The 24,358-nt window shown below is 64.7% G+C and carries 24 protein-coding genes and 1 riboswitch; of the genes, 5 read left to right on the top strand and 19 right to left on the bottom strand.

The window, feature by feature from the left end; genetic code table 11:
* Position 1: 1 nt before the first annotated feature.
* Positions 2-222, top strand: a riboswitch (cobalamin riboswitch).
* Between the two features lie 191 nt (positions 223-413).
* The gene (locus AC07WS_RS05565; RefSeq protein ID WP_494728107.1) at positions 414-2,450 is read left to right on the top strand and encodes a TonB-dependent receptor; all 2,037 of its coding nucleotides are present in this window, start codon (positions 414-416) and stop codon (positions 2,448-2,450) included.
* Here AC07WS_RS05565 and AC07WS_RS05560 read toward each other — a convergent pair.
* Positions 2,440-3,204, bottom strand: a complete 765-nt coding sequence (locus AC07WS_RS05560) for a sulfite exporter TauE/SafE family protein (protein ID WP_494728106.1) — start codon at positions 3,202-3,204, stop codon at positions 2,440-2,442. The two genes, AC07WS_RS05565 and AC07WS_RS05560, sit on opposite strands and share 11 nt — an antisense overlap.
* A gap of 97 nt (positions 3,205-3,301) precedes the next feature.
* On the opposite strand from AC07WS_RS05560, the gene AC07WS_RS05555 reads away from it, so the two are divergent.
* On the top strand, positions 3,302-4,024 hold the full coding sequence (locus AC07WS_RS05555; protein WP_494728105.1) for a glutathione S-transferase: 723 nt from the start codon (positions 3,302-3,304) through the stop codon (positions 4,022-4,024).
* Here AC07WS_RS05555 and AC07WS_RS05550 read toward each other — a convergent pair whose 3' ends face one another.
* The 4 genes from AC07WS_RS05550 to AC07WS_RS05535 form a co-directional block, all read right to left on the bottom strand.
* The gene (locus tag AC07WS_RS05550) at positions 4,025-4,225 is read right to left on the bottom strand and encodes a heavy-metal-associated domain-containing protein (protein ID WP_494728104.1); all 201 of its coding nucleotides are present in this window, start codon (positions 4,223-4,225) and stop codon (positions 4,025-4,027) included.
* 66 nt (positions 4,226-4,291) lie between these two features.
* Positions 4,292-5,599 carry a type II toxin-antitoxin system HipA family toxin gene (locus AC07WS_RS05545; RefSeq protein ID WP_494728103.1) on the bottom strand — a complete coding sequence of 436 codons (1,308 nt, stop codon included), beginning with the start codon at positions 5,597-5,599 and terminating at the stop codon, positions 4,292-4,294.
* Positions 5,596-5,883 carry a helix-turn-helix domain-containing protein gene (locus tag AC07WS_RS05540; RefSeq protein WP_494728102.1) on the bottom strand — a complete coding sequence of 96 codons (288 nt, stop codon included), beginning with the start codon at positions 5,881-5,883 and terminating at the stop codon, positions 5,596-5,598. The genes AC07WS_RS05545 and AC07WS_RS05540 overlap by 4 nt, the downstream gene beginning before the upstream one ends.
* A 69-nt stretch (positions 5,884-5,952) precedes the next feature.
* A complete protein-coding gene (locus tag AC07WS_RS05535; RefSeq protein ID WP_494728101.1) occupies positions 5,953-6,237 on the bottom strand; it encodes a type II toxin-antitoxin system HicB family antitoxin in 285 nt (94 codons plus the stop codon).
* A 279-nt stretch (positions 6,238-6,516) separates the two neighbouring features.
* Between AC07WS_RS05535 and AC07WS_RS05530 the strand changes: the two genes are divergently transcribed.
* Positions 6,517-7,152 carry a CCXG family PEP-CTERM protein gene (locus AC07WS_RS05530; protein WP_494728100.1) on the top strand — a complete coding sequence of 212 codons (636 nt, stop codon included), beginning with the start codon at positions 6,517-6,519 and terminating at the stop codon, positions 7,150-7,152.
* Between the two features lie 68 nt (positions 7,153-7,220).
* Here AC07WS_RS05530 and AC07WS_RS05525 read toward each other — a convergent pair whose 3' ends face one another.
* The 10 genes from AC07WS_RS05525 to AC07WS_RS05480 form a co-directional block, all read right to left on the bottom strand.
* Positions 7,221-9,062 (bottom strand): PhoH family protein, encoded by a 1,842-nt coding sequence (locus AC07WS_RS05525; RefSeq protein ID WP_494728099.1) that lies wholly within the window; start codon positions 9,060-9,062, stop codon positions 7,221-7,223.
* 272 nt (positions 9,063-9,334) lie between these two features.
* The gene (locus AC07WS_RS05520) at positions 9,335-9,799 is read right to left on the bottom strand and encodes a peroxiredoxin (RefSeq protein ID WP_494728098.1); all 465 of its coding nucleotides are present in this window, start codon (positions 9,797-9,799) and stop codon (positions 9,335-9,337) included.
* A 24-nt stretch (positions 9,800-9,823) separates the two neighbouring features.
* The gene (locus AC07WS_RS05515; RefSeq protein WP_494728925.1) at positions 9,824-10,768 is read right to left on the bottom strand and encodes a polysaccharide deacetylase family protein; all 945 of its coding nucleotides are present in this window, start codon (positions 10,766-10,768) and stop codon (positions 9,824-9,826) included.
* A gap of 36 nt (positions 10,769-10,804) precedes the next feature.
* Positions 10,805-11,857: a bifunctional UDP-4-keto-pentose/UDP-xylose synthase gene (locus AC07WS_RS05510; protein ID WP_117014937.1), complete on the bottom strand. Its 1,053-nt coding sequence runs from the start codon at positions 11,855-11,857 to the stop codon at positions 10,805-10,807.
* 22 nt (positions 11,858-11,879) lie between these two features.
* On the bottom strand, positions 11,880-12,824 hold the full coding sequence (locus tag AC07WS_RS05505; protein WP_494728097.1) for a formyltransferase: 945 nt from the start codon (positions 12,822-12,824) through the stop codon (positions 11,880-11,882).
* Positions 12,817-13,812, bottom strand: a complete 996-nt coding sequence (locus tag AC07WS_RS05500) for a glycosyltransferase (RefSeq protein ID WP_494728096.1) — start codon at positions 13,810-13,812, stop codon at positions 12,817-12,819. The genes AC07WS_RS05505 and AC07WS_RS05500 overlap by 8 nt, the downstream gene beginning before the upstream one ends.
* Positions 13,813-13,823: 11 nt before the next feature.
* On the bottom strand, positions 13,824-14,963 hold the full coding sequence (locus AC07WS_RS05495; RefSeq protein WP_494728095.1) for a DegT/DnrJ/EryC1/StrS family aminotransferase: 1,140 nt from the start codon (positions 14,961-14,963) through the stop codon (positions 13,824-13,826).
* Positions 14,964-15,015: 52 nt separating this feature from the next.
* Positions 15,016-15,387: an SMR family transporter gene (locus AC07WS_RS05490; RefSeq protein WP_494728094.1), complete on the bottom strand. Its 372-nt coding sequence runs from the start codon at positions 15,385-15,387 to the stop codon at positions 15,016-15,018.
* Between the two features lie 16 nt (positions 15,388-15,403).
* Positions 15,404-17,065, bottom strand: a complete 1,662-nt coding sequence (locus AC07WS_RS05485; protein WP_494728093.1) for a glycosyltransferase family 39 protein — start codon at positions 17,063-17,065, stop codon at positions 15,404-15,406.
* Positions 17,065-17,457: an Mth938-like domain-containing protein gene (locus tag AC07WS_RS05480; RefSeq protein WP_494728092.1), complete on the bottom strand. Its 393-nt coding sequence runs from the start codon at positions 17,455-17,457 to the stop codon at positions 17,065-17,067. The genes AC07WS_RS05485 and AC07WS_RS05480 overlap by 1 nt, the downstream gene beginning before the upstream one ends.
* Before the next feature lie 196 nt (positions 17,458-17,653).
* On the opposite strand from AC07WS_RS05480, the gene AC07WS_RS05475 reads away from it, so the two are divergent.
* The gene (locus tag AC07WS_RS05475) at positions 17,654-18,886 is read left to right on the top strand and encodes a pyridoxal phosphate-dependent aminotransferase (RefSeq protein ID WP_494728091.1); all 1,233 of its coding nucleotides are present in this window, start codon (positions 17,654-17,656) and stop codon (positions 18,884-18,886) included.
* A 21-nt stretch (positions 18,887-18,907) separates the two neighbouring features.
* A complete protein-coding gene (locus tag AC07WS_RS05470; protein ID WP_494728090.1) occupies positions 18,908-20,230 on the top strand; it encodes a homoserine dehydrogenase in 1,323 nt (440 codons plus the stop codon).
* A gap of 79 nt (positions 20,231-20,309) precedes the next feature.
* Here AC07WS_RS05470 and AC07WS_RS05465 read toward each other — a convergent pair whose 3' ends face one another.
* The 4 genes from AC07WS_RS05465 to AC07WS_RS05450 form a co-directional block, all read right to left on the bottom strand.
* Positions 20,310-20,642 carry a BON domain-containing protein gene (locus AC07WS_RS05465; protein ID WP_117014946.1) on the bottom strand — a complete coding sequence of 111 codons (333 nt, stop codon included), beginning with the start codon at positions 20,640-20,642 and terminating at the stop codon, positions 20,310-20,312.
* A gap of 227 nt (positions 20,643-20,869) precedes the next feature.
* Positions 20,870-22,330 carry a sigma 54-interacting transcriptional regulator gene (locus tag AC07WS_RS05460; protein WP_494728089.1) on the bottom strand — a complete coding sequence of 487 codons (1,461 nt, stop codon included), beginning with the start codon at positions 22,328-22,330 and terminating at the stop codon, positions 20,870-20,872.
* The gene (locus AC07WS_RS05455) at positions 22,327-22,902 is read right to left on the bottom strand and encodes a hypothetical protein (protein WP_494728088.1); all 576 of its coding nucleotides are present in this window, start codon (positions 22,900-22,902) and stop codon (positions 22,327-22,329) included. Before AC07WS_RS05455 ends, AC07WS_RS05460 begins: the two co-directional genes overlap by 4 nt.
* On the bottom strand, positions 22,892-24,316 hold the full coding sequence (locus AC07WS_RS05450; protein WP_494728087.1) for a sensor histidine kinase: 1,425 nt from the start codon (positions 24,314-24,316) through the stop codon (positions 22,892-22,894). The genes AC07WS_RS05455 and AC07WS_RS05450 overlap by 11 nt, the downstream gene beginning before the upstream one ends.
* Between the last annotated feature and the right edge of the window lie 42 nt (positions 24,317-24,358).

Genomic DNA, 24,358 nt, shown 5'->3' with positions numbered 1-24,358 from the left:
CGTATAATCGCCCCGTTTTGGTGCCCGCGCGCCTGTCCAGGCGCGCAGTTAAACGGGAAACATGGAGCTGGCCACGCCAGCCAACATGTGCTGCCCCCGCAACGGTAAACAAGCGTCGTCGTTGACGACAAATCCGCCTCTTCAGACCACTGTGCAGTCGCATGGGAAGGTCAGGCGGTGTCGCTTGCCAGCCCGGATACCGGCCAGGACAGGTGGAAATGCCCAGGCATTTCTTTTCAATCCGCTCACGGGGAGGTGAGCGGCTTGCATCTGTTTCGCTCTACATCTATGCATCGATTTTGCGCGCCACGGCTTTGCCGGCAGGCGGCCGTGCCTTGCGCACGCGCCGTTCGCGCGCGCCTGCGCCCCGAGCCGGGACTGGATGTGGCGCGATTCAAATTGAAGGGTCATTCATGATTTTGTTTTCGATAGCCGCGCTGGCGGCAACGCTTCCGGTGGCGACCAACGGCGAGCCTGTGATGGAGGCGGTTGAAGTGCGCGGCCACTACGACAACGGCGTCGGCACGTCCAGCGCCGCCAGCCAGGGCTCGGTGACGGCGGCGCTGATCGCCAACCGTCCCGCATTGCGGCCCGGCGAGCTGCTGGAGTTCGTGCCCGGCGTGATCGTCACGCAGCACAGCGGCGACGGCAAGGCCAATCAGTACTTCCTGCGCGGCTTCAACCTCGATCACGGCACCGACTTCGCCACCTTCGTCGACGGCATGCCGGTCAACATGCGCGCCCACGCGCACGGCCAGGGCTACACCGATTTGAATTTCCTGATGCCGGAGCTGGTCGACCGCATCAACTACAAAAAGGGTCCGTACTACGCGGACGAAGGCGACTTCGCCTCGGCCGGCGCGGCGCACATGGGACTGGCGAACAAGCTCAAAGAAAGCACCGCCAGCATCACGGTCGGCGAGCACCAGTACTACCGTGCCAACCTGACCGGCTCGACGCCGCTGGGCGCGGGCAACCTGGTCTACGGCGCGGAGCTGGGCCACAACAACGGCCCGTGGGTCAGCCCGGAAGCCTTCCATAAAAGCCTGGGCGTGCTGCGCTACAGCCAGGGCGGCAGCGACAACCAGTTCAGCGTCACCGGCATGGCCTACAAGGGCGGCTGGTACGCCAGCAACCAGATCCCGCTGCGCGCGGTGCAAAGCGGTGAGATCGGGCGATACGGCGCCATCGACACCAGCGACGGCGGCATCACCTCGCGTTACAGCGTGTCCGCCACGCTGCGCCAGCGCACCAGCGACACGCTGTTGCAGGCCAACGCCTATGTGGTGCAATCGAGCCTGGACCTGTACAACGACTTCACCTACTTCCTCGACGATCCGGTCAACGGCGACCAGTCGCGCCAGACCGAGAAGCGCCGCATGACGGGCGTCGATGTGGCCAAGACGTGGTTCGGCAAGTGGGGCGGGCTGGAAGTGAACAACAAGGTCGGCGTGCAGGGACGTTACGACTACATGTCGCCGCTGGCGCTGTACAGCACCGTCAAGCGCCAGATCACCGGCACCATCACCGAATCGAAAGTCAAGGAGGCCAATGCCGCGCTCTATTTCGAGAACACGGTGCAGTGGCGCGAATGGCTGCGCACCACGGCCGGCTTGCGCTACGACCGCTACCGCTTCGATGTCAGCAGCAATATCGCCGAGAACACGGGCAAGGTCAGCGACGGCATGACGTCGCCGAAACTGGCGGTGGTGCTGGGGCCATGGGCCAGGACGGAGTTCTTCATCAACTACGGCGAGGGCTTCCACAGCAACGACGCGCGCGGCACCACCGTGCACCTGACGCCGAAGGAGCGCGAGCCTATCGATCCGGTCACGCCGCTGGTCAAGACGCGCGGCGCGGAACTGGGCGTGCGCACCGAGTTCGTGCCGGGCCTGCAAAGTTCGATGGCCTTGTGGAAGCTGCGTTCCGCGTCCGAGCTGGTGTTCTCCGGCGACGCGGGCGATACGGCGGCAAGCCGCGGCAGCTACCGTTCCGGCATCGAGTGGAACAACCACTACATCGCAGCGCCATGGCTGCTGTTCGACCTGGACCTGGCGTATTCGCGGGCGCACTACACCGAGCATGACGCGGCGGGCGACTACATCCCGGGCGCGGTCGGCAAGGTGGCCTCGTTCGGCGCCACCGTCGCCGACCTGGGGCCGTGGTCCGGCGCGTTCCAGATGCGTTACTTCGGCCCGCGTCCGCTGATCGAGGATAACAGCCAGCGTTCGGCGACGACGGCGATCGCGTATGCGCGGGTGGGCTACAGGATAGACCGGCGCTGGGCCGTGTCGCTGGACGCCTTCAACCTGTTCGACCGCAAGGCCAGCGACGTGGACTACTACTATCCATCGCGGCTGCCGGGCGAGCCGGCCGAAGGCGTCAACGACATCCACTTTCATCCGGTGGAGCCGCGCACCTTCCGCCTGACGTTGAAGGCTACGTTCTGACGAACATCCACACGGTCAGCGCGGCGCCGACCAGCACCACGAAGCCGCGCATGACTTTTTCCGGCAGGCGGTGGATCAGCCATCCGCCGCACAAGCCGCCGGCGATGCCGCCCACGCACAGCGCCAGCGCGGCCGGCCAGCTGATCAAACTGGAGGTGGCGAAGATCAGCGTGGCGGCGGCGTTCATCGCCATCGCCAGCACGTTCTTGGTGGCGGCTGCTGCGCGCACCTGCTGGCCGGCGATGGTCAGCGCGGCCAGCATCAGGAAGCCGATGCCGCCGCCGAAGTAGCCGCCGTAGATGGCGATGCAGCTTTGCACCAGCATCAGCGTCCAGGGCGGCATGCTGCCTGCCGCGTGCAGTGGTTTCTTGCGGAAGCTGCCCCACGCGAATACGCTGGTGGCGAACAGCACCAGCCACGGCACCAGCCGCGCGAAGAAGGACGGCGGCGTATTCAAAAGCAGGATGGCGCCGAAGACGCCGCCGATGGCGCTGATGATCAGCATCTGCTTGAACGTCAGCGGCCCGACGTCGCCCGCCAGTTTGCGGCCGGCGTAGGCGGAGGTGATCTGACTCGGGAACAGGGCGATGGTGGACGTCATGTTGGCGGCCAGCGGATTCAGGCCGGCCAGCAGCAGCGCCGGGAAGGTGATGAACGAGCCGCCGCCGGCCAGGGCGTTCTGCACGCCGGCCAGGAAACCGGCGGCGGCGACCATCAGGACAATGTGGAGTTCAAGCGGAGGGACTGGTGGCATGGCGTATGGGAAGTGGTCGGGTCAACGGTCGATTATAACCGTGTACTGAATATCGTTTTGGGCGGCGCTGCGTCGTTGTCGGTGCTACCATCTTGGCATGACGACACCATACCAACTTTACTACTGGGACGGCCTGCAGGGCCGCGGCGAATTCGTGCGCCTGGCGCTGGAGGAGGCGGCCGTGCCGTACGTGGACGTGGCGCGCCAGAAGAAGGGCATGCCGGCGCTGCTGGCCTGCCTCGATGGCGGCCAGGTCGACCATCCCTCGTTCGCGCCGCCGGTGCTGCGTGCGGGCGGGCTGCTGATCGGGCAGACGGCCAACATCCTGATGTTCATCGGCGCCCGCCATGGCCTGGCGCCGCGCGCGGAGGCGGGGCGGCTGTGGACCAACCAGCTGCAGTTGACCATCGCCGACATCGTCAACGAGGTGCACGACACGCACCATCCCATCGCCGTCAGCAAGTACTACGAAGAGCAGAAGAAGGAGGCCAAGGCGCGCGCCAGGTGCTTCCGCGAGGAGCGCATACCGAAGTTCCTCGACTATTTCGAGGGCGTGGTGGCGCGCAATCCGGGGCGGGGAGGGTATGCGGTCGGTTCGCGGCTGACGTATGTGGACTTGTCGCTGTTCCAGCTGATTGAAGGCTTGCGGTATGCGTTTCCGAAGACGATGGCGCGGCTGGAACCAGCGTATCCGGCGCTGATCGCCTTGCGCGACAAGGTGGCGCTGCGGCCCAATATCGCGGCCTACGTCAAGTCCAAGCGGCGGATAGCGTTCAATGAAGACGGCATCTTCCGCCGCTATCCGGAGCTGGACAAATAATCAGGCCGCGCCGGTGACGGGGTAGCCCGCGTCGGCGATGGCCGATTTCAGCGGCGCCAGCGGGGTGGCGCTGTCTATCCGGACGGTCTTGCTGGCCAGGTCCACCTCGACCTTCGCCGCCGCATCGACCGCCTGCACCGCCTTGGTCACCGCGCCCACGCAGTGGCCGCAGCTCATGTTTTCCACTTGTAGTTGATACATCGTCCTACTCCTTGAACAGTTTCGATGATCATACTGTAGGCCTTCCCTTCGTGGGAAGGTCAAGCACTATCGCGCGCTGCCTGCGAGCGGCAGCGTATTCAGGCGGTTACCGATTTCCAGACGCACGGCATCCGGCATCTCCAATTCGTGCAGCGCCCTGGGCCAAAGGTCTTTTGCGCGGGCGACCGTTTGCGTGACGGCCGCTTTGACGATGCGTTCCGAAATGCCTGCCTGTTTGGCGATGGCGGCATAGGTGTCGAGCGTTTCCTGACGCTGCAATTGGTCGATGGCGACGTTGGTGGCGAAACCCCGGAAGCCGGCCAGCGCCGCGACGCAGACGATGTCATAGGCCGGCGCAAGCTCGGGGCGGACGCCATCGCGATACAGCACGCTGAAGTTCTTCAGGTGCGCATCCGAGTTCCCTATGAGCGTGTTGACGGTCTGCCGGATGAAGAACTGCCGGACATCCTCGATGCCGCGTGTGCCGAGGCGATCCAGCACCTGGACCAGCTTGACGAATTCCCTGGCGCCGGAATACTTCTGGGCGGGCATGAGGGTGAGCAGCTGGCAGGCGTCTTCCATGTGCACCGCGCCGGCGGGGCTGCGGTCGAACCGCTCCACCGCGAGGAAGCGCGTGTTGTCGCCCAGCGCGGCGACCAGGTCCGGGTAGTCGTCCATCGTGCTCATGGGCGCCGGCCGGCATGCGGCGACGTTGACCCCGGCCAGGCCGGCCAGCTGCATGCTGGCGTGTTCGTTCATGACCTGCGAGTCGTCGCCGGCCGGCGGCAGCTTGGCGATGAGGTCGGACGGCTGGCCCTTGACCGGCATGCGATACCGTTTGCCGTCCTTGGCGTGGGAGAGCGCCACCTTGTCCTGCACGCCGGACAGCGAGGCGGCGCCCTCGGCGGCCTGCTCGGGGACGCTGATCTCAAGATTGTCGGCGCCGCCGGTGACGCCGTAGGCGCGGGCCGCCGCGGTCAGGTTGTCGAGGTTGGCGGGGAGCACGGTCACGGCGCCCGGCAGATCCTCGCCGGCGGCGGCAAGGATGCCGAAGTCGTCCATGTCGCGGTGGCTCTTGCGGGTGGCGGCCAGGCGGCGGCGCAGGGCGCCCTCCGGCAGCAGGCCCGCGAAGAAGGGCGGCAGTTCGCCGCGCTCCCGGTACAGCGCCGGGTCGAAGTGGTTCTTCAGCGTTTCCTGCGTCACCTGTTCGGCGCCGGGCAGCGTCATCGACAGCGAGAGCGTGGCGCGCCGCGTGTCGGCCTGGTATTGCTCCGTTGCGAGGAAACGCGTTGCGCGGCCCGCCTCGCAGAGCCAGCCCACGTGCCGGCCGCGCAGCCATACTTCCAGATAGCGGGGGAGCAGCGCGTGGTTCAATTGAGCCCGCCCAGAAGGCGGTCGATCGTCGATGGGACGTCGTCCGGCCCGATGGCTTTGCCGGACAACAGGCGGGCGACCTCCGGCAGCAGATGTTTGGGAATCAGGACCAGGCTGGCATCCATCGCGTCGGCCAGCGCTTCGTAGGTGCTGAGGCGGGAATCGAGTTTTCCGCTCAGTACGTTGCTGACTTGAGGGACGTTCATCGCCGTCAGATCCGCAAGATTCTGCAGTGTTTTCCCGAGCTGGGTACGGCGTCGCTGCAGTTGCTCGAACACGGACATTTTATTCTTTCAGATAAATTATGAATCTAATTTTACGTGAAAACATAAAATGCCGCGCGCATGGTGTGCTTAGTCCTCCGGCGGATCGTCCAGCTTGGCCAGGTCGAGGCTGACCAGCGCCCAGATGCCGCCGGCGTAGTCCGGCTCGCGGGACAGGAATTCCACCTCGGAGGGTTTGATTTCGAAGGCCTTGCCTTGTTCGACCAACTGGCCGACGTGGCCGTAGATGGCCTTGGTGGCGTTGCTCATGGCCTTGTCCACCGTGTCGCCACTGGTGACGCAGCCGGGAATGTCCGGCACGGTGACACCGTACTTGGTGTTGCCTTTTTTTCGGATCAGGATAGGAATGTCCATGGTCTTGTCTCTGCGGTGGTCCGAAAGTCTGGCGAAATCAAAGACTTGCAGTGTCTAGTGTCATACAGGTTGGAGCTGGTTTCAAGCAATTTCGTGGCTGACGTCGCCTAAATTGTGCAATGCATTAAAGATTGACATCGGAATTTTCTTACGATATCATTTAAATAATTCCTAAGTGCATTTTAAATTATTTTAAAGCAACACTCTGCCCGGTCCCCAACCCCCGCGCCTGGCCTGCACTTGGATACTCTCCAATAAAACTTCTACCCAGGGACCCGCATGAAATCCATCAAGTTCGCCGCCGTTGCATTGGCATTGGCCGCTATTGGCAGCTCCAACGCCGCCGTGATCACTTTCCAGACCGGCAACTCCGGCGCCGGCGCGCAGGCGACCGCGCAAGACTACCGCGACGTGGTTGACGCCGCTGTTGTCGGCGGCCACTCGACCGTGCTGAGCAACTACGACGTTGTATCGAATCACTCGCTGTTCGGCACTGGCGTGTCCGATATCGCCTTCAAGTCCACCATCGATTTCGGCCTGAGCGCTGCCGGCAGCTATTCGTTCCGCGCCGGTGTCGATTTCGGCCGCGGCGGCGCCGTGTTCCTGGACGGCCAGGCCGTCGCGCTGAACACCCACGACATGTGGTGGAACTTTGACTACAACAACGCCAGCGGCGTTTTCCTGATCAACAACCAGGCCCTGTCGGCCGGCAACCACACGCTGACCATCTACGGCCTGGAAGGCTGCTGCGACGGCGGCCAGCAGGTGCAGTACGCGGCTGCCAACGGCAATTTCCAGAGCTTCAGCGCCGCCACGCTGGCGCCGGCCGTGCCTGAGCCGGAAACCTATGCCATGCTGCTGGGCGGCCTGGCGCTGGTGGGCGCCTACGCCCGCCGCCGCAACAACAAAGCCTGATAGAAAAAAGAAGCCCCGCCGGCATTGCTGCGGGCGGGGCTAACAGGTACGGGCTTATTCTACAACATCTACAGCACGTCGCTGGCGTGGTCGGCCAGGCGCGAACGTTCGCCACGCGCCAGCGTCACGTGACCGCTGTGCGACCATCCCTTGAAGCGATCCACCACATACGTCAGGCCACTTGAACCCTCGGTCAGGTAAGGCGTATCGATCTGCGCGATGTTACCCAGGCACAGGATCTTGGTGCCGGGACCGGCGCGCGTCACCAGCGTCTTGACCTGCTTGGGCGTCAAGTTCTGCGCTTCGTCGATGATCAGGAATTTGTTGACGAAGGTGCGGCCGCGCATGAAGTTGAGCGACTTGATCTTGATGCGCGAGCGGATCAGGTCCTGCGTCGCCGCACGGCCCCATTCGCCACCGTCCGAGTCGGACTTGTTGAGCACTTCCAGATTGTCGTCGAACGCGCCCATCCATGGCGACATCTTCTCTTCCTCCGTACCAGGCAGGAAACCGATGTCCTCGCCGACCGGCACCGTCACGCGGGTGACGATGATTTCGTTGTAGAGCTTGGTCTCCAGCACTTGCGCCAGGCCGGCGGCCAGGGCCAGCAGGGTCTTGCCGGTACCGGCCTGGCCCAGCAGGGTGACGAAGTCGCACTCCGGATTCATCAGCAAGTTCAAGGCGAAGTTCTGCTCGCGGTTGCGGGCGGTCACACCCCACACATTGTTCTTGTTGTGGCTGAAGTCGCGCAGGGTTTGCAGCACGGCGGTCTTGCCGTTGATCTGCTTGACCTGGCCGTAGAACGGCGCTTCGCCATTCTTGGGCTCCAGGAAGATGAACTGGTTGACCAGCAGCGACGGCACGAACGGGCCGGTGACGCGGTAGAACGTCGCGCTCTGGCCGTTCTTGTTTTCCTGCCACGACTCCAGATCCTTGCCGTGCTTGATCCAGAAATCGTCCGGCAGCTGGACGATGCCCGAGTACAGCAGGTCGGTGTCTTCCAGCACGTGGTCGTTGAAGTAGTCCTCGGCCGGCAGGCCCAGCGCGCGCGCCTTGATGCGCATGTTGATGTCTTTGGACACCAGCACCACCGGGCGGCCTTCCTGTTCCGCTTCCAGCGAACGGACCACGGACAGGATCTGGTTGTCGGCCTTGCCGACCGGCAGACCGACCGGCAGGTCCGCCGTTTGCAGGCGCGTCTGGAAGTACAGGCGGCCCTTGGCGTCCTTGTTGCCCAGCTTGGACAGCAGGATGCCGTTCTCGATGGCGTCGTCGTCGGTGTTGGAGACCAGCGCGTCCAGGGTGCGCGACACCTGGCGGGCGTTGCGCGCCACCTCGGTCATGCCCTTCTTGTGGTTGTCCAGCTCTTCCAGCGTCATCATCGGCAGGTAGACGTCGTGCTCCTCGAAGCGGAACAGCGACGATGGATCGTGCATCAGCACGTTGGTGTCCAGCACGAACAGCTTGGTGGTGCCGGTCTGGTCGGCGTGGCGGCTGGTCGAGGACTTGATCGCCACTTCATGCGGCTTGTGCTTGGCCGGATGCGGCGCCTCGGCGGTGATTGGCGTGACCTTGCCGCGCGCGGCAGGGGTGGTCTTGGCCTTGGCGGCCGGCTTGGCCGCAGGGGTGGCAACCGCTGCGGCTGGTGCGATGCCGGCGGCGGCGTTCTTCAGTACGGCAGGCGCGGCCTTCAACACGGCGGCCACGGCTTTGGACTTGGTGGTGGTTTTCGGGGTTTCTGCTTTGGCTTTTGCTACAGGCACTGCTTTGACAGGCGCCGCTTTCTTCGGCGCGGGCGCGACTTCAGCCACCGCTGCGATGGCGGGGACTGGGCGCGGCCCTGTCGCTTTTGGATAATCTTTGGCCAGAAGTATAGTCGCTGGCTTACTAGGTAATTTTGGCAGTGGCATCAGGATCTCATTTGAAGAATATCTGGAGGAATCCGCCCATGGCGCAGCACACTTCCTGGTAGTGGAAGCGTTGGGACCGTATGGGGTGGATGCTGGGTAAAACAGGGTTATAAGACTGCCGACGGGCGCTCATCATGCCCGGAGAAAGTACCGCGTGGTGGCCGGCTGGCCACCATGTAGGGTGGTGGTGTGAATTACAGTGATGACTCAAAATAACTGGATAGGCTTGGTTCGGTTGAGCAACTCTGGAAGCTGCAACACGCATCCTGTAACTAAGCCTGACGCGCTACAAATTCCAGCACTTCATCGACGTGACCCGCTACCTTCACGCCTCTCCATTCTTTCACCAATTGCCCATGAGCGTCAATCACAAACGTACTGCGCTCGATGCCGCGCACCGTCTTGCCGTACATTTGCTTCATCTTCATGACGCCGAACTGCTGGCAGAGCGCCTCGTCGGGGTCGGAAATGAGCTCGAAGGGCAGGCCCAGCTTGGTCTTGAAGCTTTCGTGCGAGCGCAGCGAATCGCGGCTGATGCCGTAGATTTCGGCGCCGGCGGCCTGGAATTGCGCGTACAGGTCGCGGAAGGCCATGTTCTCGGTGGTGCAGCCAGGGGTGTTGTCCTTGGGGTAGAAGAACAGCACGGTGTGGCGCGCAGGCCGGCCCGACAGCTGGAAGGTCTGGCCGCCGGTCATGGCGGCGGTAAAATCGGTCACTACGGAAGGGCTATCAGCCACAGGCTATCTCCTGAACGGTACGCATTAAGAACGGGCGGCGCCCTGCACGATCAACTGGCCCGAACGACCCGGCAGCTCGCCCCAGGTGATCGGGCAAACCGGCATGGTCTGGTGCCGGACCTTCTGATGGTAATCGGCCATCGACGCCAATGTGTAGCCTTGCGCCTTCCAGCCAGCCAATAACTGCTCGAATATGGGGGCGAGTTTTTGCCCTTCAAGCTCGGAGTGCAAAGTATATACGTGGTCGCGCGTGGCGCCGGCCGTCAGCCCCAGCAGGAAGGCGGCGATGTTGCCGGTGCCGATGACGACGCCGTCGATCTCGCGGCCCAGCAGCTCGTCCAGGGTCGGCAGCGTGGTCGGCAGCTGGATGTGGGACAGCACGGTGTCGCCGTCGCACAGGCGGTGCGGGCCGTCGGCCGGATTGGCCAGCGTGCCGTTCTCGTTGAGCACGCAGCGGCCGTCGGATGCGTAGGCGTAACCGGCCGCGTCGTGCTCGGCAAAGGCGGCGTTGTTCATCTGCCAGCCGGCCGCGCCGTGGGTGCGCGGCGCCGTGCCGAACACCTGCGTAAAGCGGGCGGCGGCCTTGCGCATCATGGTGGTCGACCATTTGCCGTCGCGCCTGGCGACGTTGTCCTGCCACAGCACGTGGTCCCAGGTGTGGATGCCGCATTCGAAGCCGGCGTCGCGCACCGAGCGCATCTCGCCGGCGCAATCTTTGCCGATGTCAGGGCCTGGCAGCAGGGTGCCGTACATCAGCGTCTTGAGGCCGTAGTGCTCGACCACGGAGGTGCGCGAGACTTTGCTGAAGAACCCCGGACGCAGCGCGCGGCGCAGCGCCCAGCCGGTGTGGTCCGGCCCCAGCGAAAACAGGAAAGTGGCCTGGGCGTTGTGCGCCTTCAGCATCCGCACCAGGTTCATGGTGCCTTCACGGGTGCCGCGGTAGGTGTCGACGTCTATCTTCAACACCATCAGCGGCGCTTGCGTTTGCAAAGTCTCGGTCAAATCTTAGTCCATCAGTTTTTGTGCTTCGGCCACCTGGCTGCGGTAGGCGTCGAAGATCTTCTTCAGCGCTTCGGCCATGGTGGTGGTCGGTTTCCAGCCCAGCTCTTCGCAGGTGTTGGTGATCTTCGGCACGCGGTTCTGCACGTCCTGATAGCCCGCGCCGTAGTAGGCGCCCGAGGTGGTCTCGACGATCTTGACCTTGGCCGCGCCTTCGGCGTATTCGGGGTACTGCGGCGCCAGTTCCAGCATCATGCCGGCCAGTTCGCGGATCGAGTAGTTGTTGACCGGGTTGCCGATGTTGTAGATCTTGCCGCTGGCGGCGCCGTTCTTGTTCTCGATGATCTTCATCAGCGCGTCGATGCCGTCGTCGATGTCGGTGAACGCGCGCTTCTGCGCGCCGCCGTCGACCAGCGAGATGTTCTCGCCACGGACGATGTGGCCGAAGAACTGGGTCACCACGCGCGACGAGCCTTCCTTCGGCGTGTGGATGGAGTCGAGGCCGGCGCCGATCCAGTTGAACGGACGGAACAGGGTGAAGTTCAGGCCTTCCATGCCGTAGCCCCAGATCACGCGGTCCATCAGCTGCTTGGCGTTGGAGTAGATCCAGCGCGGCTTGTTGATCGGGCCGCAGATCAGCTCGGAGTTCTCGGGATCGAACTCGTCGTCGTGGCACATGCCGTACACTTCCGAGGTCGACGGGAACACCAGGTGCTTGCCGTACTTGGCGGCCGAGCGCACGATAGGCAGGTTGGCCTCGAAGTCCAGCTCGAACACGCGCAGCGGCGCCTTGACGTAGGTCGACGGCGTGGCGATCGCCACCAGCGGCAGGATCACGTCGCACTTCTTGACATGGTACTCGACCCATTCCTTGTTGATGGTGATGTCGCCCTCGAAGAAGTGCATGCGCGACTTGTACGCCTCATTCTCCAGGACGTCGGTGATACGGTCGGTGCTCATGTCCATGCCGTAGACATGCCAGTCGGTCGTTTCCAGGATGCGCTTCGACAGGTGATGGCCGATGAAGCCGTTGACGCCGAGGATGAGGACTTTTTTCATTTGATAGTTACCCAGGTAATGTTCATTGTCCGCCAGCGGACAGCTCCGCCAGGCGGGATTGCAACTGCTCGGCCGTCACGGGTACCCCGTCGGCCGTCAAGGCGGAAATCGTCAGCATGCGGCCATCGCCGCACACGCCAAAGATGCAATTATCCACTACTGTCAAGCCAGGTGGCAAACTTAGCGATACAACATTGCCGAAATTGCCAGACAATCGGGCCCGTTGCAGCACGTAGCGCACGCCGCCGATATCGGTGAAGGCGCCGGGGTAGGGCGGGGCCACGGCGCGGTGCAGATTGTAGACGTCCTGGGCCGGCAGCAGCCAGTTGATGCGGCCGTCCTCGGGCTTGCGGCCGCCGAAGTAGCCGCCCTTGCTCAGGTCGTTCTTGATGCGCGGCGCCGTGCCGTCCAGCAGCGACGGCAGCACCATCCACAGCGCCTGCTCGGCCGCCACGGTGACCTTGCCGAACACCTCGAAGGCGGTGTCGTCGGGCAGGATGGGCACTTCCATCTGCGACACGATGTCGCCGGCGTCCGGCTTGACGGTCATCTCGTGCAGCGTGGCGCCGGTGACGGTGGCGCCGTGCAGCACCGCCCAGTTGACCGGCGCGCGGCCGCGGAATTCCGGCAGCAGCGAGCCGTGCATATTGAACGCGGGCGCCACCGCCAGCAGCTCGGCCGGCAGCATGTTGCGGTAGTAGAAGCTGAACATCAGGTCCGGCGCGATGTCCCGCACCTGCTCCAGCAGCTCGGGCGACTTGGCGTCGGCCGGCGTGATGTAGGGGATGCCTTCGGCCTGGCACAGCGAGATCACCGATTCGAACCAGATGTTCTCGTTGGCGCTGTCCTCGTGCGTGACCACCAGCGCGACGTCGACGCCGCCGGCCAGCAAGACCTTCAGGCAGCGGACGCCGACATTGTGGTAGCCGAAGACGACGGCGCGTTGACGCTTATGGGATTCACTCATGGCCTCGGCCTACAGTACGTTTTTCCACACCGGCCGGCGCATCGAGCGCCTGGCCGGGCTTTTGTTCCAGGATCGTTTGTACCACGTAGCGCGGGCGCGCGCGCACTTGCTGGAAGATGCGGCCCACGTATTCGCCCAACAGGCCGATACCGAACAGGATAGTCCCCATGAAGAAGAAGGCAATCGCGAACAGCGTGAACAGGCCCTCGGCCTCGGCGCCCAGGAACAGGCGGCGCACCAGCAGCACCAGCACCAGCAGGCCGGAGGCCAGCGACAGCAGGATGCCGAACATCGAGAAGAACTGCAGCGGCACCAGCGAGAAGCCGGTGACCAGGTCGAAGTTCAGGCGGATCAGGCTGTACAAGGAGTACTTCGATTCGCCGGCCGCGCGCTCCTCGTGCTCGACGATGATCTCGGTCGGCTTGCGGGCGAAGCGGTAGGCCAGCGCCGGCACGAAGGTGTTGACCTCGCCGCACTGGTTGACCAGGTCGATCACGTTGCGGCCGTAGGCGCGCAGCATATTGCCCTGGTCGGTGATCTTGATGTTGGTGATGCGCTCGCGCAGGTGGTTCATGGCCTTGGACGCGTAGGTGCGCCACGCCGAATCCTGGCGCTTGCGGCGGATCGAGCCGACGTAGTCGTAGCCTTCGCGGATCTTGGCCACCAGGTTGCCGATTTCCTCGGGCGGGTTCTGCAGGTCGGCGTCGAGCGTGATCATGATGTCGCCGCGCGAGGCTTCGAAGCCGGCCAGGATGGCCATGTGCTGGCCGTAGTTGCCGTTGAAGAGGACCACGCGGGTGACGTCGGGACGGCTGCGGAACTGCTCGGCCAGTATCGATACCGAGTTGTCGCGGCTGCCGTCGTTGACGAACACGATCTCGTAGGTCGTGTCGAGCTTGTCGAGCGCCGGGTACAGGCGGTCGAACAGGGCTTGCAGGCCGGCCTGCTCGTTGTAGATCGGGATAACGACGGAAATTTCAGGTTTCATCAACGACACGCTCATTTGATCAGGATTGCTTTCACGGCTGCGACGGCACGGTCGACATCGGCCGTGGTCATGGCATAGAACATCGGCAGGGTCACGGTCAGGCGGCCGACTTTTTCCGACACGGGGAACATGCCCTCCTTGAAGCCGCGCTCGCGGTACAGGGTGAACAGGTGGATGGGCGCGTAGTGGTAGCCGGTGCCGATGTTGAAGCGCTCCTGCATCGCGCGCATGAAGTCGGCGCGGGTGGTCGGGCCGTTGTCGGGCAAGACGATCTGGAACAGGTGGTAATTGCTGGTCTCGAAGGCCTGCACCGGCAGCTGCGCGCCGGACTGCGCCTCGAACTCGGGGCCGAAGGCCTGGTAGTAGTGGCGCGCCAGGTTGCGGCGGTGCGCGGTGATGTTGTCGATGTTGGCGAACTGGCCCAGGCCGATGGCGGCCATGATGTCGCTCATGTTGTACTTGCCGCCGAGGACGTCGACGTCGATGCCGTCGACGCCGCTGCGGGTCACGCCCTGCAGGCGGTACTTCTCGGCCAGCCTGGCTTCCTCCAGGTTGTTCAGTACCAGCGCGCCGCCTTCGCCGGTGGTGATGTTCTTGTTGGCCTGGAAGCTGAACGAGACGAAATCGCCGAACGAGCCGATGCGCTTGCCGTTCCACTCGGAGCCGAACGCCTGCGCGGCGTCCTCGATCACGCGCAGATTGTGCTTCCTGGCGATGGCGTACAGGCGGTCCATGTCGACCGGCAGGCCGGACAGGTAGACCGGGATGATGGCCTTGGTGCGCGGCGTGATCGCGGCTTCCACCTTGTCGAGGTCGATGTTGCGGGTGACCGGGTCGATGTCGGCGAACACCGGCGTGGCGCCCACCTCGATGATGACGTTGGCGGTGGCGACCCAGGAGATCGAGGTGGTGATGACTTCGTCGCCGGCGCCGATGCCGGCGATGCGCAGCGCGATCTCCATGGTGCAGGTGCCGGAGTTGAAGGTGCGCACGGGGCGGCCGCCGAAGTATTCGGACATCTGGGCTTCGAAGGCGGCCACTTTGGGGCCGCTGGTGATCCAGCCGGAACGCAGCACGTCGCCGACGGCGGCGATGGTTGCCTCATCGATGGTGGGTTTCGAAAAAGGCAAGAAAGGTAAGGCGGAGGTCATGGGGTGTCGCTCTCGTATTGATTTGGCTTATGGCCGCATTCTAAATTGTTCGTCAGGTCCGCGCCAGCAAGGCGACGCCGACCAGGATGATGCCGATGGCGACCAGGCGCTGCACCGTCAGCGCTTCGCCGAACAGGTACCAGGCGCCGATGGCGGTGACCACGTAGCCCAGCGACAGCATCGGGTAGGCGATCGACACGTCCACCCGCGACAGCGCGATGATCCACAGCACCACCGACAGCACGTAGCAGGTCAGGCCGCCGATGATGGGCAGCTGCGTCGCCACCTTCAGGCCGACCGAGAACAGATTGCCCAGCGTCAGATGGATCTCGCCGACGTTCTTGGCGCCGGCCTTGAGCAGCAGCTGGGCGATGGCGTTCAACAGCACGCCGAAAACGATAAAACCGAAAGTTGCGATATTCATTTGTTTTTCTTATAAGTTACAGGTTGGCGACCACGACGCGGCGCGTATCCTCGGCCACCACGCGCATCGGCAGGCCGTCGTCCTTCAGCTCTTCGTACTTCTCCGGGCTCAAAATGGCCAGCGCCTTGACGCCTTGCTTGGTGTGCGCGTTCCACTGCGCGACGAACTCGTCGACCGTGGGAATCGACAGCTCCGGCTGCTGGCGCAGGCCGAAGGTGAACTCGTCCCAGTAATCGACCAGCACCACGGTGCGGCGCAGGTAGAAGGTCATCGACTGCTCGTAGGTGCTGACCGAATAGACCTTGGTGTCCGGCTTGAGTTCGGGCAGCATCTTCAGCGCCACGGCTTTGCCGGCGCGCATTTTGCCATACGGCTCGAAGCCGGTCAGTATCAGCTGAGTGGCGGCGAAGCCGGCCACGGCCATGGTGAGCACGGTCAGGTCGCGGCGCAGGTGGCGCGCATGCAGCAGCGCCAGCGCGCCGCCGGCAGCGGCCACGATGCCGGCCATCAGCACCCATGGCTGGTAGGCTTCCAGCAGCGCGGTCTCGTCGCGGTGGCGCACCGCCATGGTGACCATCTGCGGCACGGCGGCCACGCCGGCCACGCCGATCAGCACCAGCAGGCCGGCGGCGATCATGCGGCTGCGGCGCGAGGCGTTTTCCAGGTAGACGCCGATCAGCAGGGCCAGCGCCGGGAAGATCGGCAGGATGTAGCCGGGCAGCTTGGAGCTGGAATAGCTGAAGAAGAAGAAAATAAACACGGCCCAGATCAAGAGCATCAGCTTGGGCTGGAACACGGCGTTGCGTTCGCGGCGCACCGCGCCCCACAGCGCCTGCGGCAGCACGCCCAGCCACGGCACGATGCCCGGCACCAGCATCACGAAGAAGTAGTACCACGCGCCTTCGCGGTGGTGGGTCTTGAGGAAGAAGCGTTCCCAGTGCTCGTGCACGAAGAAGAAGTAGGGCTGCTCGGGATTGCGCAGCGCCACCAGTACGAACCACGGCGTGGCGACGGCGAAGAACAGCAGCAGACCCTTGCCCAGGTGCAGGCGCTTCCAGATGGCCAGGTCGCCCGACAGCGCCGAGTACAACACCAGCACCGCGCCCGGCAGCACCAGGCCGATCAAGCCCTTGGCCAGCACCGCCAGCGCCATGCCGGCCCAGCAGACCAGCATCCAGTTGCGGCGCGCGCTATCGGTGGCGCCGTCGCGCTGGGCCAGCACCACCGCGCACAGCACGATGGTCATCATGCCCGACAGGCTCATGTCGAGCGAATCGATCTGGCCGGAAGCCACCCAGAACAGGCTGGAGCCGAGCGCCAGCGCCGCGTAGAAGCCGGCGCGGGCGCCGAACACGCGGTTGCCGGCGTAGCCGGTCAGGATCACGCCGCCCAGGCCGCACAAGCCGGTCCACAGGCGCGCCTGCCACTCGCCCAGGCCGAACACGGCGAACGAGGCCGCGTTCATCCAGGTCTGCAGCGGCGGCTTTTCAAAATACTTGATGCCGTTCAGGCGGGTGGTGATCCAGTCGCCGGTGGCGAACATTTCGCGCGCCATCTCGGCGTAGCGGCCCTCGTCGGGCGGCACCAGCGTGCGCACTCCCAGCACATACAGCCAGACGATGACGAAGGCGGCCAGCAGCGACCAGACGATTTTCTTGGAGTTGTACAGGTCGTTCATCAGGCGGTGGTGCCCTCGTTGTGGTCGATGATCAATGCGAGCGTGACCTTGCGGCCTTCGCCCATCAGGATGTTGTAGGTGCGGCAGGCGGCCTGGCTGTCCATGCATTCGACGCCGATGCGGCGCATGGTCAGCGCGGCGGTCAGGCGCGGGTGGATGAAGCGCTGGCGGGCGCCGGTGCCGAGGATGACGACGTCCGGGCTGTCGGCGCCGATCAGGTCGAAATGCTCTGCGGTAATAGAGTCGAAGGTGGGGGCGTCCCAGGCGCGCGGCGGGATTTCCGGCAGCACGATCAGGCTGTAGTTGTAGCGTTGGGCGTTGATTTCGACCCCGGTTTCATCGTAACCGGTCACGGTCTGGTATTTTTGGGTATCGCTGGCGTGGAGCTTCATGACAGAAATCGTGGGTTTAGTCGGCAAAAGAAGCGCCATTGTAGCGTTTTTCCGGGGTGTTCCTGCGCTTTCCACCCCTTACAGGTTGATTAAATGGGAGGCTTTCGGCAGAATGGATCTTTTCGCATTGCAGCACGGGCCGCCGGGGCGTTTTGGCAGTCCTGAGCGGTTTGCCTCACCAAGACAGGATTTTATTTTGCGACCGATTCAAAAATCGAACAAATTAGCGGAAGTCTGCTACGAGATCCGCGGCCCGGTGCCGGAAAAAGCCCGGCAGATGGAGGAAGAAGGCCACAAGATCACGAAGTTGAATATCGGCAACTTGGCCGTGTTCGGTTTCGATCCGCCCGATGAAATCGTCCAGGACATGAAGATCAACCTGCACAATGCTGCGGGCTACACCGATTCCAAGGGCATGTTCGCGCCGCGCAAGGCCGTGGTGCACTACACGCAGGGCAAGAATATTGCGGGTGTGAACATCGAGGATGTCTACCTGGGCAACGGCGCGTCCGAGCTGATCGTCATGTCGATGAACGCGCTGCTCAACACCGGCGACGAGGTGCTGGTGCCGGCGCCCGACTATCCGCTGTGGACCGCCGCCGTGTCGCTGTCGGGCGGCACGCCGGTGCACTACGTGTGCGACGAGATGCAGGACTGGTTCCCGGACATCGAGGACATGCGCCGCAAGATCAATTCCAACACCCGCGCCATCGTCGTCATCAACCCGAACAATCCGACCGGCGCGCTGTATCCGGTCGAGCTGCTGCTGCAGATCATCGAACTGGCGCGCCAGCACCAGCTGATCATCTACGCCGACGAGATCTACGACAAGGTGCTGTACGACGGCGCCGAGCACGTCTCTATCGCCTCGCTGGCCGACGACGTGCTGTTCGTCACCTTCAACGGCCTGTCGAAGAACTACCGCGCCTGCGGCTACCGCTCCGGCTGGATGGTGGTGTCGGGCCAGAAGGACCATGCGAAGGATTACATCGAGGGCCTGAACATGCTGGCCTCGATGCGCCTGTGCGCCAACGCGCCGGGCCAGTTTGCGATCCAGACCGCGCTGGGCGGCTACCAGTCGATCCACGACCTGGTGGGGCCGGGCGGGCGCCTGCTCAAGCAGCGCGACCTGGCGTACAAGCTGCTCACCGATATTCCAGGCGTAACGTGCGTCAAGCCGAAAGCTGCGCTGTATATGTTCCCACGCCTCGATCCGAAGATTTACCCGATCTCGGACGACCAGCAGTTCGCCTACGAGCTGCTGGCCGAAACCAAAGTGCTGATCGTCCAGGGCAGCGGCTTCAACTGGATCGCGCCGGACCACTTCCGCGTGGTGTTCCTGCCGAACACCGACGACATGACGGAAGCCTTCGGCCGTATCGCCAAGTTCATGGAAGGCTACCGGAAACGTCACGGCGCCAGCTTCTAACAAACAATAGAAACGATTTATATGAAACCCATCAAAGTAGGTTTGCTCGGCGTCGGTAACGTCGGCGGCGGCACGTTCGACGTGTTGCTGCGCAATCAGGAAGAAATCCGCCGCCGCGCCGGGCGCGGCATCGAAATCGTCGCCGTCTCGGCCCGCAACCTGGAGCGCGCCAAGCAGCGCACCGGCGGCAAGGTCAAGGTGGTGGCCGACCCGTTCGACATCGTCAACGATCCCGAGATCGACATCGTCGTCGAGCTGATCGGCGGCTACGACCAGGCCAAGGCGCTGGTGCTGCAGGCCATCGCCAACGGCAAGCACGTGGTCACCGCCAACAAGGCGCTGCTGGCCGTGCACGGCAACGAAATCTTCGCGGCGGCGCAAGCGAAGGGCGTGATGGTGGCGTTCGAGGCGGCCGTGGCCGGCGGCATCCCCATCATCAAGGCGCTGCGCGAAGGTTTGACCGCCAACCGCATCGAATGGTTCGCCGGCATCATCAACGGCACCACCAACTTCATCCTGTCCGAGATGCGCGACAAGGGCCTGGACTTCGCCACCGTGCTCAAGCAGGCGCAGGAGCTGGGCTACGCCGAAGCCGACCCGACCTTCGACATCGAGGGCGTGGACGCGGCGCACAAGGCCACCATCATGTCGGCCATCGCCTTCGGCATTCCGGTGCAGTTCGACAAGGCGTATGTGGAGGGCATCTCCAAGCTCAACGCCATCGACATCCGCTACGCCGAGCAGCTGGGCTACCGCATCAAGCTGCTGGGCATCGCCAAGCGTGCCAAGGTCAACGGCGTGGAAGGCGTGGAGCTGCGCGTGCATCCGACGCTGATCCCGTCCAAGCGCTTGATCGCCAACGTCGAAGGCGCGATGAACGCCGTGCTGGTGCATGGCGACGCCGTCGGCGCCACGCTGTACTACGGCAAGGGCGCCGGTTCCGAGCCGACCGCCTCGGCCGTGATCGCCGACCTGGTCGACATCACCCGCCTGGCCACGGCCGACGCCGAGCACCGCGTGCCGCACCTGGCGTTCCAGCCGAACGCGATGACCGACATCGAGATTTTGCCGATGTCGGAGATCACCACCAGCTACTACCTGCGGATGAACGTCAGCGACCAGCCGGGCGTGCTGGCCGACCTGACCCGCATCCTGGCCGACGCCACCATCTCCATCGACGCGATGATGCAGAAGGAACCGGCGGAAGGCGAGACCCGCACCGACATCATCTTCCTGACGCACCAGACGCAGGAAAAGAACGTCATGGCGGCCATCGCCAAGATCGAAGGGCTGGCCACCGTGTGCGGCCAGGTCACCAAGATCCGCCTGGAAAACCTGAGCTGATCAAAAAAAAACCGGACGGCGCCTACGTGCGCTGTCCGGTAAAGGGTTTCTCCTATCTACTCGGGGTTGCTGCTACTGCTTACTTCGATGCGACGGTCAGTTCGCTTTTCACTTCCTTCACGCCAGGCACGGCCGAGGCTACCTGTATCGCCTTGGTGCCGATGTCGGTGCTCGCTACCGAACCGCTCAACACAACCACGCCGTCAGTGGTGGTCACGCCGATTTGCTTTTGATCCGCCAGGGAAGCTTTGATCTTGCTGGTGATGGCTTCGTCATTGGTGGCGGTGCCAGTCTTGGCTGCGCCTGCCATGGCGGCGTCGGTCTGGCCGGCAGCGAATGCGGTACCGGTGGCTGCGGCTGCGGTCAGGGTGGCGGCAACCATCAGGCGGGCGATCAGTTTGGTAGTCATCATGATTTGCTTCCTTTGCTTAAGTTTGAGGGTGAAACGTCAGTGACGTTATCTTCTCCTTTGCAAAGGCCGTGCCAGTCATGATAAACACTTTAAAATCATATGGTTACGATTGATTTTCCTGAAGGAAATCGAGCCGGCGTGGCATTTCCGGCCATATTGCCCCGATTCTGTCGGGAGATGGCGACAAGTTGCTGCCGCCATCCGGTAAATGGTTGATTTTTAAACGCTTATTCCTGTCGCTCCGCAGCGACAGCGGCGCCGTCGGCGCGGAACAGGCTGGCGTCCAGGTCGTGTTTTTGCAGCAGGCGGTAGAACTCCGTGCGGTTGCGCTCGGCCAGGCGGGCGGCGTCGGCCACGTTGCCGTCGGTGAGTTTCAGCAGCTGGACCAGGTAGTTGCGCTCGAAGCGCTGCTTGGCCTCGGTGTAGCTCAAGACCTCCAGCGACGGCACCCGCAGGGCCCGCTGCACCAGCGACAGCGGCACCAGCGGCGCGGTCGCCAGCGCGCACACATGCTCGACCACGTTGTACAGCTGGCGCACATTGCCCGGCCAGGCCGCCGTGGTCAGCGCCTCCAGCGCGCCGGGCGCGTAGCCGCGCACCGTCTTGCCGTATTTGGCCGCCAGCGTTTGCAGGAACTGGGTCGCCATCGGCGCGATGTCCTCGCGCCGCTGCGACAGCGGCGGCAAGGTCAGCGTGATGACGTTGAGCCGGTAGTACAGGTCTTCGCGGAACTGGCCTTCGTGCATGGCCGCGTCCAGGTCGCGGTGGGTGGCCGACAGGATGCGCACGTCCACCGGCCGCGCGACGTCGGAGCCGAGCTGGCGCACCACGCGCTCCTGCAGCACGCGCAGCAGCTTCACCTGCAGCAGCAACGGCATGTCGCCGATCTCGTCGAGGAACAGCGTGCCGCCGTCGGCCGCCTGCAGCAAGCCTTCGCGGCTGGACACGGCGCCGGTGTAGGCGCCCTTGATGTGGCCGAACAGTTCGGATTCCAGCAGCGCCTCGGGTATCGCGCCGCAGTTGACGGCGATGAACGGCGCCTTGCTGCGCCGGCTGGCGCGGTGGATGGCGTTGGCCAGCAGCTCCTTGCCGGTGCCGCTGTCGCCGCGGATCAGGATGCTGGCGTCGGAGGCCGCCACCAGCCGCGCCTCGGCCAGCAACTCGTCCATGCACTGGCTGCGGCTGATCAGGCCGGCGCGCCAGGCGTGGTCGCCGCTGGCCGGGCCGGCCTCGGGCGCGGACAGGCTCAGCGCCTGCACGATGCGCTCCAGCAGCGCCTTGGCGTCGAACGGCTTGGTCAGATAGGCGAAGGCGCCCAGCGTGGTCGCTTCGACCGCGTCGGGGATGGTGCCGTGCGCGGTCAGCAGGATCACCGGCAGGGCCGGATAGCTGCTGCGGATTTCCTGGAACAGCGACATGCCGTCGCGATCGGGCAGGCGGATGTCGCTGATGACCAGGCGCGGCAGCTCGATCGACAGCCGCGCCAGCGCCGCCTCCGCGCTGCCGACCGCCGTCACGCGGTAGCCGTTGGCGCTCAGGCGCATGGACAGCAGGCGCAGCAGGTCGGCGTCGTCGTCCACCAGCAGCAGGTGCGCGCCCTGGCCGGCGGCGGCGCTGCGCGGGGCGCCGTTGTCGCCGGCGCGGGTCAGGGCGCCGGGCTCGCGTTGGGTTTCGGCTGGCGCGTTCATTTGATCACCGCCTGCGGCCCTGGCGCCGGACGAACCGGCAGCGTGCGCTCGATGGTCTTCAAGCCTTCCAGCATCTCGTTGAGCTGGTCGATGCGGCGCTGGCTGTCCTTTTGCTGCACGGCCAGCTTGTCGGCGTGCTCGGCCAGCCGCCGCGTCTCCGCGCAATTGCTGGACAACAGCTGCGCCAGCGCCTTGAATGGCTGCGCCTCGGTCTCGGTGGCGGTGGCCACGCTGTCGAGCAGCGCCTGCGCGCGCGCCAGGTCGCCGCTGCCGCGCGTGAGCATCAGCACCATGCCCATCTGGACCGCCACGCGCGGGCTGCGCTGTTGCAGTCCCAGCCCGCTCAACTCCTTGAGCATGTCGCCCTGCGTCATCTTGCGCAGCTGCTGGTGATAGCTGAGCAGCGGCCCCACTTCATCGGGCGGCGGTGGCGGCGGCAGTTCGACGATGGCCGGCGGCGGCGGCAGCGTCACTTCGGCCGGCGTGGGCAGCGCCGGCTTGGGCGAGGTCAGCGCGCAGCCGGCCAGCGCCAGGCTGAGCAGCAGCATCAGCAAGGGGGAATTACGTTTCATAGGGCAGTTCGATCCGGAAGTGCGCGCCCTGGTCGGAGGGCAGCAGTTGCAAGGCGCCGCCGTGGGCGGCGACGTATTCGTAGACGATGGAGAGGCCGATGCCATTGCCCCGGCGCGCGCCGGCGGGCTGGCGCGTGCCCTGGTAAAACGGTTCGAAGATGCGGGCCGCGTCGTCCGGCGCCACGCCCGGTCCCTGGTCGATACAGTCGAGCAGCAGCTGGCCGTGTGCCTCGGCGATGCGGAACGTCACCAGTCCGCCGCGCGGGCTGAAGCGCACGGCGTTCGACAGCAGGTTGCCGACGGCCACCGCCAGCTTGTCGGCGTCGACGGCGATCGGCCTGGCCTGGCCCTCGATGGCGACGCTCAGCCCGGCGGCCTGCCATTGCAGGCGCTGCGCCGCCACCGCCTGCGCCAGCAGCGCCGCCATGTCGGCCGGCTCGCGCCGCAGGCGGTGGGCGTCGAAGGTGGCGGCGTTGTAGCGCAGCAGCGCCTCGATCTGCGATTGCAGCGCCGCCGTGTTCTGGTTCAGGATGCCGGCGATCTCGCGCTGGTTGGGCGAGAGCGCGCCGGCCACGCCGTCCTCCAGCAGCGCCACGCCCTCGCGCAGCGCGGCCAGCGGCGTCTTCAGTTCGTGCGAGATGTGGCGCAGGAAGCGCGCCTTGTCCTCCTCCAGATCCGACAGCCGCTGGCGCAGCCAGTTCAGCTGCTGGCCCACGTGCTGCAGGTCGCTGGGCCCGCGCACGACCACCGGCTGGTCGTAGCGGTTCTCGCCGAGCCGGTCGATGGCAGATTCGATCTGCGCCAGCGGGCGCGACAGCCACAGCCCGAAGCCGCCGGCCAGCAGCGCGGCCAGCGCGATGGAGGCGATCACCTGGCCCTTGAGCACGCCGCGCCGCTGGTCCAGCTCGCTGAGCAGCTCGCCGTTGCGGCGCTCGACCTCCTGCTTGACCTCGTCGGCCAGCTCGGCGTTCACGGCCGGCAGCGGCGCCAGCACTTTTTCCAGCGCCTGCTGGCGCGCGCTGGAACGCGGCCGCGCCGGCGCCTGCAGCAGTTCCCACGCCTGCTCGCCGGCGTGGCGCCAGCGCTCGAAGGTGGCCGGCGGCGTGTAGGGCAGGGCCGCGGCCACCGCGTCCAGCGCCGCGCGCGCCTCGCGCCAGGCGTCGGCGTAACGCTTGCGGAAGGCGGGGTCGTCCAGCACCAGGAACTGGCGCGCGCTGCGCGTCATCGCCACGCTGCGCTCGGCCAGTTGCTGGGTGTTTTCGGTCAGTGCCAGGGCGTGGCGTCCGCTGTCGCGGCTGTGGGCGGCGAGCCGGTCGAGCGTCCACAACGCATGCAGCGAGGCGGCGCTCAGCAGCACGGCGATCAGCAGGAAGACGCCCAGCAGCAGCTGGCGAAACGAAAGTTTCGTAAGCATCGTCGTCAAATAGTCTCTATATTGGCTGAATGATATGGCGAA

It is taken from the genome of Duganella sp. GW821-FHT01E12 (assembly GCF_059422325.1).
The sequence above is the reverse complement of the archived record's forward strand: the minus strand, read 5'-3'. Positions and strand labels throughout refer to the sequence as shown.